At 73.2% G+C, this 14,732-nt stretch carries 12 protein-coding genes and 1 tRNA gene; 10 read left to right on the top strand and 3 right to left on the bottom strand.

Translation table 11 applies throughout. The features are described 5' to 3' along the window. Positions 1-69 precede the first annotated feature (69 nt). The 4 genes from BLT36_RS14200 to BLT36_RS14185 all read left to right on the top strand — a co-directional run bounded on the left by BLT36_RS14200 (position 70) and on the right by BLT36_RS14185 (position 7,011). A tRNA-Arg gene (locus BLT36_RS14200) sits at positions 70-141 on the top strand. Between the two features lie 320 nt (positions 142-461). Beyond that, complete coding sequence (locus tag BLT36_RS14195) at positions 462-1,634, top strand: Gfo/Idh/MocA family protein (RefSeq protein WP_254787664.1); 1,173 nt, start codon at positions 462-464, stop codon at positions 1,632-1,634. Positions 1,635-1,678: 44 nt separating this feature from the next. Continuing rightward, a complete protein-coding gene (locus BLT36_RS14190; RefSeq protein ID WP_092096129.1) occupies positions 1,679-5,641 on the top strand; it encodes a Pls/PosA family non-ribosomal peptide synthetase in 3,963 nt (1,320 codons plus the stop codon). Positions 5,642-5,649: 8 nt separating this feature from the next. After that, complete coding sequence (locus tag BLT36_RS14185; RefSeq protein WP_254787663.1) at positions 5,650-7,011, top strand: M1 family metallopeptidase; 1,362 nt, start codon at positions 5,650-5,652, stop codon at positions 7,009-7,011. A 15-nt stretch (positions 7,012-7,026) separates the two neighbouring features. Here the strand turns inward: BLT36_RS14185 and BLT36_RS14180 are convergent, their stop codons facing one another. Beyond that, complete coding sequence (locus BLT36_RS14180) at positions 7,027-7,302, bottom strand: helix-turn-helix domain-containing protein (protein ID WP_092096128.1); 276 nt, start codon at positions 7,300-7,302, stop codon at positions 7,027-7,029. Between the two features lie 45 nt (positions 7,303-7,347). On the opposite strand from BLT36_RS14180, the gene map reads away from it, so the two are divergent. After that, entirely contained in the window at positions 7,348-8,115 is a 768-nt protein-coding gene (gene map / locus BLT36_RS14175) for a type I methionyl aminopeptidase (protein WP_092096126.1), read from the top strand. Here the strand turns inward: map and BLT36_RS14170 are convergent. Together BLT36_RS14170 and BLT36_RS14165 are read right to left on the bottom strand one after the other, a co-directional pair. Continuing rightward, complete coding sequence (locus tag BLT36_RS14170) at positions 8,099-8,665, bottom strand: 4'-phosphopantetheinyl transferase family protein (RefSeq protein ID WP_092096125.1); 567 nt, start codon at positions 8,663-8,665, stop codon at positions 8,099-8,101. The genes map and BLT36_RS14170 overlap by 17 nt on opposite strands. A gap of 62 nt (positions 8,666-8,727) precedes the next feature. Continuing rightward, positions 8,728-8,931 carry a hypothetical protein gene (locus tag BLT36_RS14165; protein WP_071291810.1) on the bottom strand — a complete coding sequence of 68 codons (204 nt, stop codon included), beginning with the start codon at positions 8,929-8,931 and terminating at the stop codon, positions 8,728-8,730. 210 nt (positions 8,932-9,141) lie between these two features. Here BLT36_RS14165 and BLT36_RS18815 point away from each other — a divergent pair, with 210 nt between their 5' ends. From BLT36_RS18815 to BLT36_RS14140, 5 genes are all read left to right on the top strand, one after another. Further along, on the top strand, positions 9,142-11,151 hold the full coding sequence (locus BLT36_RS18815; RefSeq protein ID WP_092096123.1) for a TPM domain-containing protein: 2,010 nt from the start codon (positions 9,142-9,144) through the stop codon (positions 11,149-11,151). Between the two features lie 69 nt (positions 11,152-11,220). Next, positions 11,221-11,946: a PspA/IM30 family protein gene (locus tag BLT36_RS14155; RefSeq protein ID WP_092096122.1), complete on the top strand. Its 726-nt coding sequence runs from the start codon at positions 11,221-11,223 to the stop codon at positions 11,944-11,946. A gap of 45 nt (positions 11,947-11,991) precedes the next feature. Next, complete coding sequence (locus BLT36_RS14150) at positions 11,992-12,813, top strand: arginase family protein (RefSeq protein WP_092096120.1); 822 nt, start codon at positions 11,992-11,994, stop codon at positions 12,811-12,813. A gap of 78 nt (positions 12,814-12,891) precedes the next feature. Continuing rightward, positions 12,892-14,295, top strand: a complete 1,404-nt coding sequence (locus tag BLT36_RS14145; RefSeq protein WP_092096118.1) for a dihydrolipoyl dehydrogenase family protein — start codon at positions 12,892-12,894, stop codon at positions 14,293-14,295. Between the two features lie 2 nt (positions 14,296-14,297). Then, entirely contained in the window at positions 14,298-14,666 is a 369-nt protein-coding gene (locus tag BLT36_RS14140) for a Fe-S oxidoreductase (protein WP_092096116.1), read from the top strand. Positions 14,667-14,732: the final 66 nt, after the last annotated feature.

Genomic DNA, 14,732 nt, shown 5'->3' with positions numbered 1-14,732 from the left:
GACACGCGGCCGGGCCGCCACGGTGTCCAGGAGACCGTCACGGACCTGCTACGGTTGGAGACACCCAGGGCCCCCATAGCTCAGGGGATAGAGCACTGCCCTCCGGAGGCAGGGGCGGAGGTTCGAATCCTCCTGGGGGCACAGTGACATCCCCGCGGAAGCAGACGTCTTCGCTCCGCTCAGTCGGCTGCCCGCGATGTCGGCTTCGCCGACCGTCCCCCGTCCTCGGTTCCGGTGTGGCCGTCGCCAGCTCCGCTCAGTCGGCTGCCCGCGATGTCGGCTTCGCCGACCGTCCCCCGTGGTCGGTTCCGGTGTGACCCTCACCAGCTCCGCTCAGTCGGCTGCCCGCGATGTCGGCTTCGCCGACCGTCCCCCGTGGTCGGCCCCGGTGAGGCCGTCGCCAGCTTCGCTCAGTCGGCCCGGCAGGCCCCATCAGCTGCGTCCCGCTGTAGCGTCGACGCATGACGATGACGTTTCCCCAGCCCGAGGTCGAACCGCTCCGAGGCGGACCGGTGCTCCGGTGGGGCGTGATCGGACCGGGCGTGATCGCGAACGACTTCACGGCGACACTGCACGCGAACTCGGACCAGCGCGTCGTCGCCGTCGGCTCCCGCTCCCCCGAACGCGCCGCCGCCTTCGCCGCACAGCACGGTGTCGCGCACGCGCACGACTCGTACGAGGCCCTCGTCGCCGACCCCACGGTCGACGTCGTCTACGTCGCGTCGCCGCACCCGCAGCACCTCGGACACGCCCTCCTGGCGATCGCCGCCGGCAAGCACGTGCTCGTCGAGAAGCCGATGACCACCTCGGCAGCGGACACCCGCACCCTCGCCGAGGCCGCCCGCGCCGCCGGGGTCCTCGCGATGGAGGCGATGTGGACCCGCTACCTCCCGGGCACGACCGTCATAGCCCGGTTGCTCGCAGACGGCGTCCTCGGTGACGTCCGTCTCGCGTCGGTCGACGTCGGCTGGCCGCACGAGCCCGACCCGGCCGACCGGATGTTCGACCCGGCCGCCGGCGGCGGCGCGCTCCTCGACGCCGGTGTCTACGGGCACTGGTTCGCACGCTTCGCCACCGGCGCCCCGGTGACCAGCAGCACGGCGGGGGCGGTCTCGGATCGTGGGGTGGACCTCCAGTCCGTCACCGTGTCGACGGCGGACGGCGGCGCGCAGTCCGTGGTGACCACGTCGATGACGGCGTGGACGCCGGGCCTGGCGGTCATCGCGGGCAGCCGCGCGACCGTGCGGTACACCGACCACTTCGTCTTCCCGGCGTCGTTCGCGGTGCACGACGGCTCCGGCGAGACGCCCTGGGCGGAGCCCACCGGACTGCAGGGCCGTCAGGGGCTCGTGTGGCAGGCCGCGGCGCTCGCCCGGTACGTCGCGGACGGCCGGACGGAGTCGCCGCTGCACTCGCTCGACGACTCGATCGGGGTCGCGGCGGCGCTCGACGCGGCGCGCGCATCCCTCGGGCACGGTGGCGGAGGGATGCCGCGTGCCGGCGACGCACCGCGTGGCGGAGGCGAGCCGCGTGGCGGCGGCGAGCCGCGTGGCGGAGGCGAGCCGCGTGCCGGCGGCGCACCGCGTGCCGACGCTGCACCGGCTGTTTCCGAACCGGTCACATCGACCCCCTAGGATCACGGGCCGGTCGTCCCGCACACGACCGGGAAGAGGACTCGATGCCCAGCGCCACCGGGAACCCGCAGCACGAACTCGCCCGCGGCGAGCACGCACCGTCGCCGCGGACCCTGCTCGACGTCCTGACGGCCACCACGGCCGAGCACCCCGACGCTCTCGCGCTCGAGGACCCGGCGGGCACGATCGACTACGCGACGCTCCTCCGACTCGTGCACGAGCGTGCCGACGACCTGGCGCGACACGGCGTCCGGCGGGGTGACCGCGTCGGCGTGCGGATCCCCTCCGGCGGTCGTGACCTGTACGTGTCGATCCTCGCCGTGCTGGCGGCCGGTGCCGCGTACGTGCCGGTGGACGCCGACGACCCCGAGGAACGCGCCGCGCTCGTCTTCGGCGAGGCCGGTGTCGTCGGCGTGATCGGCGCGGGCGGGGTGCTGCACGTGTCCGGGATGCCGGATGCTGCACCGTCGCCGGTGACGGACCCCGCGGCGAGCGCCGAGGCCCCCGGGCTGACGGACGACGCGTGGATCATCTTCACGTCGGGGTCCACGGGGGTGCCGAAGGGTGTGGCGGTGACGCACCGGTCGGCGGCGGCGTTCGTGGACGCCGAGGCGCGGATGTTCCTGCAGCGGGCGCCGATCGGGCCGGGTGACCGGGTGCTCGCGGGGCTGAGTGTGGCGTTCGACGCGTCGTGCGAGGAGATGTGGTTGGCGTGGGGGCACGGTGCGTGTCTCGTGCCGGCGCCCCGGTCGCTGGTGCGGACCGGGGTGGACCTGGGCCCGTGGTTGATCGCGCACGGGATCACGGTGGTGTCGACGGTGCCGACGCTGGCGGCGCTGTGGCCGGACGATGCGCTGGAGCAGGTCCGGTTGGTGATCTTCGGTGGTGAGGCGTGCCCGCCGGAGCTGGCGGCGCGGATCGCGAGCCGTGACCGGGAGCTCTGGAACACGTACGGCCCGACGGAGGCGACCGTCGTCGCGTGCGGCGCTCTCATGGACGGGTCGTCGCCGGTGCGGATCGGGCTGCCGTTGGACGGGTGGGACCTCGCGGTGGTGGACGCCGCGGGGCAGCGGGTCGAGCCGGGTGGGGTCGGTGAGCTGGTGATCGGCGGGGTGGGGCTCGGCCGGTACCTCGACCCGGCGAAGGACGCGGAGAAGTACGCGCCGTTCCCGGAGCTCGGGTGGGAGCGGGCGTACCGGAGTGGTGACCTGGTGCGGTACGACCCGGAGGGGTTGGTGTTCCAGGGGCGTGCGGACGACCAGGTGAAGCTCGGCGGTCGGCGGATCGAGCTCGGTGAGATCGACGCGGCACTGCAGGCGCTCGAGGACGTGGCGGGTGGTGCTGCGGTGGTGCAGCGGACGCCGGCGGGCAACCAGGTGCTGGTCGGGTACGTGGCGCCGGTCGCGGGGGCGTCGATCGACACCGCGGCGGCGAACGCCCGGTTGCGGGAGGAGCTGCCGGCGGCGCTGGTGCCGCTCCTCGCAGTGGTGGAGTCCCTGCCGACCAGGACGTCGGGGAAGGTGGACCGTGCGGCGTTGCCCTGGCCTCTGCCCGGCTCGACCGACCAGGCGATGCTGCCGGACACGGTGGCGTGGATCGCGGAGCGGTGGGCGGCGATCCTCGGGGTGCCGGTGTCGAGCGTCGACGACGACTTCTTCGCCCACGGTGGCGGTTCGCTCACGGCGGCGCAGCTGGTGTCGGCCATCCGTGAGCGCTTCCCGACGACGACGGTGGCGGACGTGTACGACCACCCGCGGATCGGCGCTTTGGCTGCGGCGCTCGACGACTCCGGTCCGGTGGTGTCGGTCCCCCGTGACGTCCGTCCGGTTCCGCCGCTGACCGGGTTCCTGATGACGCTGCTCGGGCTGCCGGTGCAGGTCCTCCGCGGTCTGCGGGTGCTGACGTGGACGGCCCTCGTCGCTTCGGTGCTGCACGCCACGACGCTGCCGTCGGTACCGGTGCTGCCGTGGCCGGTGCTGGTCGTCGCGCTGCTGCTCTTCGTCACCCCGATCGGGAAGATGGCGGTGACGGTCGTGCTCGCGCGGCTGATCCTCGTCGGGGTCCGGCCGGGTGACCATCCGCGTGGTGGTTCGGTGCACGTGCGGGTGTGGCTCGCGGAGCGCATCGCCGAGGCGGTGGACGGCCCGTCGACCGCCGGGGCGCCGTGGATCAGCTACTACGCGCGGGCGCTCGGTGCGCGGATCGGCAAGGACGTCGACCTGCACACGCTGCCGCCGGTGACGGGGATGCTGACCATCGGCAAGCGGGCGTCGATCGAGCCGGAGGTGGACCTCGCCGGGCACTGGGTGGACGGCGACGTGTTCCGGATCGGTCGGGTCCGCGTCGACGCGGACGCCGTGGTCCACAGCCGCACGACGCTGCTGCCGGGAGCGCACGTCGGCACCGGTTCCGAGGTGGAGGCGGGTTCGGCCGTCACCGGCCGGGTCCCCGACGGGGAGCGCTGGGCGGGGTCGCCCGCGGAACGCGTCGGGTCGGCTCGACACGACCGGGAGGCGCGCCCCGCGTCCCGACGTCGGTGGCTGCTGGCGTACGGCGCCGGGTCGGTGGCCGTGGCCGGGTTGCCGGTGGTCGGTGTCGCCGCCGGGGTGGCCGTGGCGTGGCTGCTCGTCGGACCGGCGCCCTCGATCGGGGACGCGGTGCTCCGCGCGCTGGCGTGGGTGCCGATCGCGACGGTCGTCGCCGGCGCCGTGTACGCGCTGCTCGTCGTCGCGTCGGTCCGGCTGCTCGGGATCGGCCTGGTCGAGGGGCGGCACCCGGTGCGCTCCCGCACCGGCTGGCAGGTCTGGTCGACGGAGCGGGTGCTCGACGCTGCACGGACCCTGCTCTTCCCCCTGTACGCGTCGCTCGTGACCCCGGTGTGGCTCCGGATGCTCGGGGCGAAGGTGGGGCGGAACACCGAGATCTCGACGGTGCTGCTCATCCCCGCGCTCACGCAGATCGCCTCCGGGGCGTTCCTCGCCGACGACACCATGGTCGCCACCTACGAGCTCGGCGGCGGACGGGTGCGGATCGGTCGGTCGAAGGTCGGCCGTCGGGCGTTCCTCGGCAACAGCGGGATGACGGGTGCTGGGCGATCGGTGCCGCGCGAGGCCCTGGTGGCGGTGCTGTCCGCGGTGCCGAAGAAGGCGAAGCGCGGGTCGTCGTGGCTCGGGTCGCCACCGGTCCGGCTCCGTCGCGCCGCAGCCGAGTTCGACGAGGAGCGCACCTTCCGCCCGTCGCGGTCCCTGAAGGTCGCGCGCGGCTGCTGGGAACTGCTGCGGCTCATCGCGCCGATGGTGTCCGCGGCGATCGCGCTCGGCGTCGTCGGGTCCCTGCTCGCACTCTGGGCCGCGGTCGGCATCGGCTGGACCGTGCTGCTCGCCGGCCCGGTGCTCATCGTCGCGGGCGCCGTCGCCGCGGTGGTCTCGACGATCGCGAAGTGGGCGTTCGTCGGCCGGATCGCCGCACGGGAGCACCCGCTGTGGTCGTCGTTCGTCTGGCGGAACGAGGTGCAGGACACCTTCGTCGAGACCGTCGCCCGCCCCTGGTTCGCCGAGCAGGCCACCGGCACGCCCGCACTGGCCGCGTGGCTGCGGAGCCTCGGGGCGACGATCGGCCGGGGCACCTGGTTGGAGACGTACTGGCTGCCCGAGGCCGACCTGGTGACGATCGGTGCCGGAGCATCGGTGGCGCGCGGGACCGTCGTCCAGACCCACCTGTTCCACGACCGGGTGATGCAGCTCGACACCGTGCGGCTCGACGCCGGGTCGACCCTCGGCCCGCACAGCGTGGTCCTCCCCGCAGCCGGCATCGGGACGGGCGCCACCGTCGGGCCGGCGTCGCTCGTGATGCGCGGGGAGCAGGTGCCCGGCGGGACGCACTGGGCGGGCAACCCGATCGCACCGTGGTCCGGAGCGCCCGCCGTGCCGACTGCGCCGGTCTCGCCCGCGGCAGTGTCCACTCCGCCCGCCGGCCCGGCCGCGGACCGCGTGGGCGTGGCAGACTGACCGGCACCGTGACCCCGAAGAACGCTGTGCCGACGACCGCCTCGCCGACGAACCCCGTCCCGACGGGGCCGGATCCCGACCCGTACACCCCGCACAGCGGCGACCGGCGGTGGAACGCACTGCACTACGACCTCCGCCTGGAGTACCGGGTCGCGACGAACCGGCTCGACGGCACCGCGGTGGTCACGGCGCGGGCGGCGGCCGACCTCGACCGCGTCGTCCTCGACCTGCACGGCCTGACGGTGGACCGGGTCGACGTCGACGGGAAACGTGCGAAGAAGAGCTCGACCGCGACGCACAAGCTCACCGTGACACCCGCAGCACCGATCGCCGCCGGCGTCGAGTTCACGGTGCACGTGAAGTACCGCGGCACCCCGCACCCGCTCCGGAGCCCCTGGGGCCAGATCGGCTGGGAGGAACTGACCGACGGCGTCATCGTCGCCGCGCAGCCCACCGGCGCCCCGTCCTGGTTCCCCTGCAACGACCGCCCGGACGACAAGGCCACGTACCGGTTCGAGATCACCGCCGAGGCCGCCTACGACGTCGTGGCGAACGGCGACCTGCTCGGCAAGGAGCGTGCCCGGGCCGGCACCACCTGGACCTACGCCACCACCGACCCGATGGCGACGTACCTGGCCACGGTGCAGATCGGCCGGTACCGCACCACGAAGCTCCGCGCGGCGGGCGTCCCGGTCACGCTGCACCACCCCGCCGACCTCGCCGCGGCCGCGAAGACCGACTTCGGGCAGGTGCCGGAGATGCTCGCGCTCTACGCCGAGCGCTTCGGTCCGTACCCGTTCCCCGCGTACGGCGTCATCGTGACGGACGACGACCTCGAGATCCCGCTCGAGGCACACGGCCTCGCCGTCTTCGGGCGGAACCACGTCGACGGCGAGCACGGCACCGACCGCCTCATCGCGCACGAGCTCGCGCACCAGTGGTTCGGCAACTCCGTCACCGTCGCCCGCTGGCGGGACATCTGGCTGCACGAGGGCTTCGCCTGCTACGCGGAGTGGCTGTGGTCGGAGCACCGCGGCGGCGACACCGCGGACGTCCTCGCCGCCCGGTACCGGGACGGGCTGCTCGAGCAGCCGCAGGACCTCGTGGTCGCCGAGCCGGGCGCGAAGGACATGTTCGACGACCGGGTCTACAAGCGCGGGGCCCTCGCCCTGCACGCGGTGCGGCGGTCGATCGGCGACGACGCGTTCTTCGCCGGCCTCCGGGCCATCACCGAGCGGCACCGGCACGGGTCGGTGCTGCCGGAGGACGTGCTCGACGCGTTCGCCGGGACCGCGGGTGTCACCGTCGACGCGGTGCGGGCGCTGACGGCTCCGTGGATCGACGAGCCCGGGGTGCCGCCGCTCGGCTGAACGGACGCCGCTCGGTCAGGAGGCGACGATCGTCGCCTGTCGGTCGGGCTCGCAGCTGACCTCTGCCCAGACTGCGTCGAGCGACAGCCCGACCACGCCGGCGACCGAGGCGATCGTGGAGAACGCCGGCGTCGCGATGCGCCCCGTCTCGATCTTCCGCAGCGTCTCGGGCGAGATCCCCGCCGCGAGCGCGGTGTCGAGCATCGAACGCGCACCCCGGGCCTGCCGGAGCAGCGCCCCGAGGCGACGACCACGAGCGACCTCGTCGGGACTGAGCGGGAGACGGACCATGTTCCCACTCTAATACCGGTCTTTCTGTACCGGTATGATCATCCCATGATCGAGATCCTCACCCCGTCCGAACTCGAGAAGGCCCGCGCGACCGGCGCCCTCGTCGGCACGATCCTGCACACCCTCCGGGACCGCATCCGCGTCGGGACGAACCTGCTCGAGATCGACCGCTGGGCGAAGGCGATGATCGAGGAGGCCGGCGCCGTGTCCTGCTACGTCGACTACGCGCCCTCGTTCGGCCGCGGAGCGTTCGGCCACCACATCTGCACCGCCGTCAACGACGCGGTCCTGCACGGCCTCCCCCACGACCGTGTCCTCGCAGACGGCGACCTCCTCACGCTCGACCTCGCCGTGACCCTCGACGGCATCGCGGCCGACGCGGCCACCAGCTTCGTCGTCGGCACCCCGGAAGCCGCCGACCTCGCGCTCGTCGACGCCACCGAGCGCGCACTCGCCGCGGCCATCGACGTCGCCGGGCCGGGCGTTCGCATCGGCGACCTCTCCCACGCGATCGGCACGGTCCTGAAAGCCGCGGGGTACCCGGTGAACACCGAGTTCGGTGGCCACGGCATCGGTTCGACGATGCACCAGGACCCGCACGTGTCGAACACCGGACGACCCGGACGCGGCTACAGGCTCCGACCAGGACTCCTGCTCGCCCTCGAGCCCTGGGTGATGGCGGACACCGGCGTGCTCGTCACCGACCCCGACGGGTGGACACTGCGGAGCGCCACCGGAGCCCGGACGGCCCACACCGAGCACACCGTCGCGATCACCGAGGACGGCGTCGAGGTGCTCACGCTCCCCCGCTGACCGGCAGACCCCCGGCAGCGACGGCGACGACGACGTCGTCCTCGGGGTACAGCACCGTCACCGGCTGTGGACGGCCATCGAGCACCGCGACCCCGCGGGCCAGATCGACGTCGACGGAGACGGGGTCGACCCGGAGGCCCCGACCGTCGCGCTTGAGGACGGCCTCCTTCACCGCCCAGCAGGCGGCGAGGGCGCGGACGTCACCCTCGGCGCGTGTGCGCTCCCCGGCCGTGAAGACGTCGAGCGGTGCGGCTGCGACGCGGGAGACCCGCTCGACGTCGACGCCGACGACGTCAGGGGCGACGGCGATCGCCAGGACACCGGAGGTCCGTGCGAGGCTCACGCCGACGGCGCAGCCGTCGGCCTCGGCCCACGGACGACCGTGGTCGGTCCCGCCGCAGTGCGGACAGACGCGCCCCGCGCGCACGACCGAACCGTCGCGGCCGGTGGCCGACACGACGGCGGCGAGCAGCGCCTCCCGGTCGTCGTCACGGGTCGCGCCGGGCGCTGACAGCGTCAGGGCCACTGCCTGGAGGCGCGGGAGACTCACACGGTGAGCCTACGGGCGCGCGCACTCCTGATCAGTGCGCGAGCCGGTTCCGGCGGACCGGATCAGGCGTGCGTGAGCGCGATGAGCGCGACGTTCATGGTGCTGTACAGGCCCTCGGAACGGGTGGCCTGGCGGACTCGGCCACGGAGGACCTCGTACCGTCCGTTGTGCTCGCGCACGAACCCGATCACGCCGCTGGCGGGCGTCGACACGCGGTGGTAGCCGTCCTCGAGTGGGACGACCTCGGTGCTGGTTGTTCGCTCCATTGCTGTTCCCCTGTCTCGTTCGTCGTCGAACGCGACCCCGAGCATACCCCGGTCCGGGGGACAACACGTCCACAGATCGGGGGTTCCACGAGGGTTCGCCCACAGTCTGTCCGACCGTTGCGTGGCGTGGATAGACTCCGGGCAACAGCGCTCCGGGGCGCGGTTCCGAGGTCGTTCGGCACCGGCGCACCGGCGACGGACGGAGGACGGATGCGAGCGGTCCAGGGCGGATCGGCCACGGGCAGGACGAGGACGAACAGGGGGACACCGCGACTGATCGGCAGGCTCGCCGCAGCGCTGGCCGCGGTGCTCATCGTCCTGGCGCCGGCGACGGCGGCCCACGCGACCGCACCCGTCGACCTCGACGGCGGGTACGTCGTCGACGAGGCGAACGCGCTCAGCTCCGCACAGCAGTCCCGCGTCGAATCCGCCGTCAAGGACCTCTACGCCGACACCGGGACGCAGCTCTACGTCGTGTTCGTGCCGGAGTTCTCCGACCCCTCGGACCACACCGAGTGGGGCAACGCGACGATGCAGCTGAACCAGATCGACAGTGACGGCATCCTGCTCTCCGTGGCCGTCGACGAGCGGAACTACGACGTCCACCAGACCGACACCTCGTCGATCCCGGAGTCCGACGTGCAGACCGCTGTCGACGACGACCTGGTGCCCGCACTCAAGCAGAACGACTGGTCCGGCGCCGCCGTGGCCTTCGCGAACGGGCTCTCCGCGACGCAGGCACCGCCGAACCTCACGTGGCTCTGGATCCTGCTCCTCGTGCTCGTCGTCGGTGCCGTCGTCCTCGTGCTCGTGATCCGGGCGCGCAACAAGCGCCGGACCGCCGCCGCGACCAAGGCGCAGGAAGAGTCGCTCGCCGGTCTCGAGCGGACCGCTGGCGGTGCCCTCGTGACGATCGACGACGAACTCCGCACCGCCGAACAAGAGGTCGGGTTCGCCACGGCCCAGTTCGGAGCCGATGCCGCGAAGCCCTTCGCCGACGCCGTCGCCGCGGCCCAGCAGGCCGTCCGCAAGGCCTTCACGTTCCAGCAGCAGCTCGACGACGAGATCCCGGACACCCCGCAGCAGCGCGCCGACTGGGCGAACCAGATCATCGCGATCTGCGAGCAGGCGCACGCCGCGATCGAGGAACAGACCGAGGCGTTCGACCAGCTCCGTTCGCTCGAGGACGGCGTCGACGAGGCCGCGGTCGCGCTCGCGCAGGCCGTCGCCGCCGCACCCGCATCGGTGCAGGCGGCCGCGTCCGCGCTCGATCACGTCCGCGCCGCCTACACCGGCCGGACACTGGCGACCGTCGCCGACAGCGTCGACCAGGCGCAGCAGGTGCTCGCGTACGCCACCGAGCGGTCCCAGGCCGCCACCGCCTCCATCGCAGCCGGTGAGAAGGGCGAGGCGGTCGTCGCCGTCCGGGACGCCCAGCACGCCCTCGCCCAGATGCAGCAGCTCACCGCCAGCGCCACCGCCGCCGAGCGGACCTTCGCCGAGGCCACCGCACGTGCCGAGGCCATGCGCACCGACATCGAGGGCGACGTCGCGGCCGCGAAGACCCTGCGGGCCGGCGGGCCGGAACTGGCCGCCGCCGTCACCCGTGCCCAGACCGTGCTCAACCAGGGGCTCGACCCGAAGGACCCGATCGCCGCCGTCGACGCCCTGACGAAGGCGAACACCGAGATCGACCAGGCGATCGCGGCCGCTCGCGGTGCCGAGGAGCAGCAGCGCCGCGCGGCCCGAGCCCTCGACGACGCGCTCCGCGACGCGCGGAACCGCATCAGCCAGGCACGCGACTTCATCTCGTTGCACCGGGGCGCCGTCGGGCCGACCGCCCGGACCCGGCTGTCCGAAGCCGGACGCGCGCTCGACGACGCCGTGCAGCTCGCCACGACCGACCCCGGGCAGGCACTGCAGGCCGCACGCGCTGCCGAGCAGTACGCGGCGGCGGCGATGGACGAGGCGAACAACGACATGGGCGGCTGGGGCGGCGGAGGCGGCCTCGGCGGCGGGGGCGGCAACGGCGCCCAACTCGGCGGGCTCGTCACCGGGCTCGTCCTCGGCGGGCTCCTCGGCGGACGGGGCGGCAGCTACGGCGGCGGTTCCTTCGGGGGCGGCGGCTTCGGCGGCGGGGGCGGCTTCGGCGGGGGCGGCGGCTTCGGCGGGGGTGGCGGCGGAGGCGGCGGCGGGTTCTCCGGCGGCGGCCGCTTCTGACCCGGCACACCCGGCACACTCGACACCACGACCAGACCTTCCACGAACCTTCCACGAAAGGGAACAGCAATGGCAAAGCAGACGATCTTCGGTCGCATCTCCTCGCTCCTGAAGGCGAACATCAACCAGCTCATCGACAACGCCGAGGACCCGCAGCTCATGCTGGACCAGCTCGTCCGTGACTACACGAACAACATCGCCGACGCGAAGACGGCGATCGCCCAGACGATCGGCAACCTCCGCCTGCTCGAGCAGGACAACGAGGAGGACGTCCGCGCCGCCACCGAGTGGGGTCAGAAGGCCGCGAACGCCTCCGCCGCCGCCGACAAGTACCGCGCCGAGGGCAAGACCGCCGAGGCCGACAAGTTCGACAACCTCGCCAAGATCGCGATCGGCAAGCAGATCGCCGCCGAGGACGAGGTCAAGCAGCAGGCGCCGTCGCTCGCCACCCAGAACCAGCAGGTCGAGCAGCTGAAGCAGGGCCTCGCGGGCATGGAGCAGAAGCTGCAGGACCTCAAGGCCAAGCGCGACAGCCTGGTCGCCCGCTCCAAGACGGCCGAGGCGCAGTCGAAGGTGAACGACGCCATCGGGAACATCGACATCACCGACCCGACGAGCGACCTGTCCCGCTTCGAGGAGAAGGTCCGCCGCGAGGAGGCCAAGGTCCTCGGTCAGCAGGAACTGCAGGCGTCGAGCCTCGACGCACAGTTCGAGAGCCTCGAGGACCTCGGCAAGGACGCCGACGTCGAAGCCCGTCTCGCCGCGCTGAAGGCCGGCGGCTCGTCGAGCATCTGACACACCCCACGGGCGACGTCGGACCCCACCTGACAGACTGAGACGATGCAGTTCCTCGTGGTCGGTCAGTGGCAGGGTTCGGCGTCGTCCCGTGCGATGCGTCTCGGAGACGGAGCCGCCGCGATCGCGGCCGACCTCCCCCGGGCGTCGACGACCGTCATCGACGTGCCCGCCGGCGCCGGCGACCGACTCGAGACCGCAGTCGCCCGGTACACGTCCGTCCTCGCCGTCGCCGAGCGCGTCGCCGAGGAGACCGCGGTGTCGAACGAGCCCGTGCTGGTCGTCGGCGGTGACGGCGCGAGCGTCCTCGGCGCGACCGCCGGGCTCGACGCCGACACCGCGTTCGTCCGGATCGCCGGATCGAGCGGGTTCCGTGCGCTGAACCGCGCGCAGCCGGTCGCCGCCGAGACCGCGGTGCTCCGCATCCTGGTGGACCGTCCGGACGACCTCTTCCCCGCGATCCCCACGGTGCCGGCGTCGTCCGTCGTGCTCGCCGGGGTGCGCGGCGTCGAGGACACCGAAACGGCTTCGCTCGACCGCGCGGGCATCGTGCACCTCGACGTCGACGCCGCCACCCCCGACGCGATCGCCGCCGCCGTGGACGCCACGGGCGCGAGTGCGGTGTTCGTCCACGTCGACCTCGACGTCCTCGACCCGTCGGAGGTCGACGGGCTGCTCGAGCCCGTGCCGTTCGGCCTCGACGGTGCCGGCCTGGTCGAGCGCATCCAGGCTGCGACCCGCGGACGTCGTCTCGCCGGTGCGGCCCTGACCGGGTTCGCCCCCGTCGACCCGGACCGCGCGGTCGACGACCTCGGCGTGATCCTGCGGGCGGTCGGCGCCCTGACGAGCGCGTCCCGGGCCGTCTGACACGCCTTCGCCCGGTCGACGCGTGTCGGACCCCTCGCGGTCGGCAGGCGTCACGCTCGTCCGCGTACGCTCAGCACCATGACGGACTACGACCTCATCGTGATCGGAGCCGGCGCTGTCGGCGAGAACGTGGCGGACTACGCCAAGAAGCGCGGCCTCAGCGTCGCGATCGTGGAGGCCGAGCTCGTCGGCGGTGAGTGCTCCTACTGGGCGTGCATGCCCTCGAAGGCGCTCCTCCGCAGCGGCCACGCCCTCGCCGCGGCGAAGCGGCTCGACGGCGCGAAGCAGGCGGTGACCGGCGAGCTCGACGCAGCTCGGGTCCTCGCTCGCCGCAACTCGTTCACCTCGGACTGGAAGGACGACGGTCAGGTCTCCTGGCTCGACTCGGCCGGCATCGACCTGATCCGTGGGCACGCCCACATCACCGGCGAGAAGACGATCGAGGTCGACGGCACGACGTACACCGCCGCGGCAGCCATCGCCGTGGTCACCGGTTCGCTGCACACCCTCCCCGACGTCCCCGGGCTCGCCGACGCGACGCCGTGGGGCACGCGTGAGGCCACGAGCGCCCAGCACGTCCCCGAGAGCCTGCTCGTCATCGGCGGCGGTGTCTCCGGATCCGAGCTCGCCACCGCGTGGGCGTCGCTCGGGGCGAAGGTCACCCTCGTCGCCCGCCACGGGCTGCTCGGCGGCATGGAGCCCTTCGCGGGTGAACTCGTCGCCGACGCCATGCGGGAACTCGGCATCGACGTCCGCACCGGCGTGAACCCCACCCGGGTCGACCGCGACGAGCACGGCCTCGTCACGACGACCCTCGACGACGGCACCACCGTCGTCACGAGCGAGGTCCTCGCCGCCACCGGCCGGGCCGCCCACACGAAGGAGCTCGGGCTCGAGTCCGTCGGCCTGACCCCGGGCGACTGGCTGCAGGTCGACGACACGATGCTCGTGCACGGCACCGACTGGCTCTACGCCGTGGGGGACGTGAACCACCGCGTCCTCCTGACGCACCAGGGCAAGTACCAGGCCCGCGCCGCCGGCGAGGCGATCGCCGCCCGACACCAGGGCACGCCGCTGCACACCGAGCCGTGGGGCGCCCACGTCGCCACCGCCGACCACGCCGCGGCACCGCAGGTCACCTTCACCGACCCCGAGGTCGCGAGCGTCGGCCTCACCGAGTCGAAGGCCCGCGAGCAGGGGTTGAACGTCCGCGCGGTCGAGTACGAACTCGGCAACGTCGCGGGGGCCTCGCTGCAGGCCGACGGATACTCCGGCCGCGCCAAGATGGTCGTCGACGAAGACCGGAAGGTCGTCGTCGGTGTCACCTTCGTCGGCCAGGACGTCGCCGAGATGCTGCACGCCGCCACGGTCGCGGTCGTCGGCGAGGTCCCGATCGACCGGCTCTGGCACGCCGTCCCCGCGTACCCCACGATGAACGAGATCTGGCTGCGCCTGCTCGAGACCTACGGTCGCCCGGAGTAGCGGTGCGCCGCATCCTCGCGCGGGCGTTCCTCGACTCCCCCGTGTCCCGGGCCGGCTGGGTGTTCGCCACCGGTGTCGGTCTGGCCGTCGGGGTCCCGCTGTCCACCGGCAGGGTGCGGGTCGTCGACGGGCTTGTGGTCTGCACGGGGCTGCCGCGGTGGGTGTTCCGCCGCGGTGGCACGTGCGTCGGCTCGGTCTACCTGACGCGCGACAACGACGGCGACCGGGTGCTCCGGCACGAGCGGGTGCACGTCGACCAGTGGCGGAGGTACGGCATGCTCATGCCCGTCGTCTACGCGCTGGCCGGGCGGGACCCGCTGCGGAACCGGTTCGAGGTCGAGGCCGGCCTCGAGGACGGCAACTACCGCTGACCTGCCCCCGCGCGCCGCCCGCGAGATCGCACTTCGGCGGCGACCGACGGGGCCGACGGCCGCCGA

The sequence above is a fragment of the Curtobacterium sp. UNCCL20 genome (assembly GCF_900101675.1).
Classification (GTDB): Bacteria; Actinomycetota; Actinomycetes; order Actinomycetales; family Microbacteriaceae; genus Curtobacterium.
The sequence above is the reverse complement of the archived record's forward strand: the minus strand, read 5'-3'. Positions and strand labels throughout refer to the sequence as shown.

What these genes read in the sequence shown, in the direction of transcription:
- BLT36_RS18815 (WP_092096123.1), top strand. Translation starts at nt 9,142, where the DNA reads ATGCGAGCGGTCCAGGGCGGATCGGCCACGGGCAGGACGAGGACGAAC.
- BLT36_RS14145 (WP_092096118.1), top strand. Translation starts at nt 12,892, where the DNA reads ATGACGGACTACGACCTCATCGTGATCGGAGCCGGCGCTGTCGGCGAG.
- BLT36_RS14155 (WP_092096122.1), top strand. Translation starts at nt 11,221, where the DNA reads ATGGCAAAGCAGACGATCTTCGGTCGCATCTCCTCGCTCCTGAAGGCG.
- BLT36_RS14195 (WP_254787664.1), top strand. Translation starts at nt 462, where the DNA reads ATGACGATGACGTTTCCCCAGCCCGAGGTCGAACCGCTCCGAGGCGGA.
- map (WP_092096126.1), top strand. Translation starts at nt 7,348, where the DNA reads ATGATCGAGATCCTCACCCCGTCCGAACTCGAGAAGGCCCGCGCGACC.
- BLT36_RS14180 (WP_092096128.1), bottom strand. Translation starts at nt 7,302, where the DNA reads ATGGTCCGTCTCCCGCTCAGTCCCGACGAGGTCGCTCGTGGTCGTCGC.
- BLT36_RS14165 (WP_071291810.1), bottom strand. Translation starts at nt 8,931, where the DNA reads ATGGAGCGAACAACCAGCACCGAGGTCGTCCCACTCGAGGACGGCTAC.
- BLT36_RS14150 (WP_092096120.1), top strand. Translation starts at nt 11,992, where the DNA reads ATGCAGTTCCTCGTGGTCGGTCAGTGGCAGGGTTCGGCGTCGTCCCGT.
- BLT36_RS14190 (WP_092096129.1), top strand. Translation starts at nt 1,679, where the DNA reads ATGCCCAGCGCCACCGGGAACCCGCAGCACGAACTCGCCCGCGGCGAG.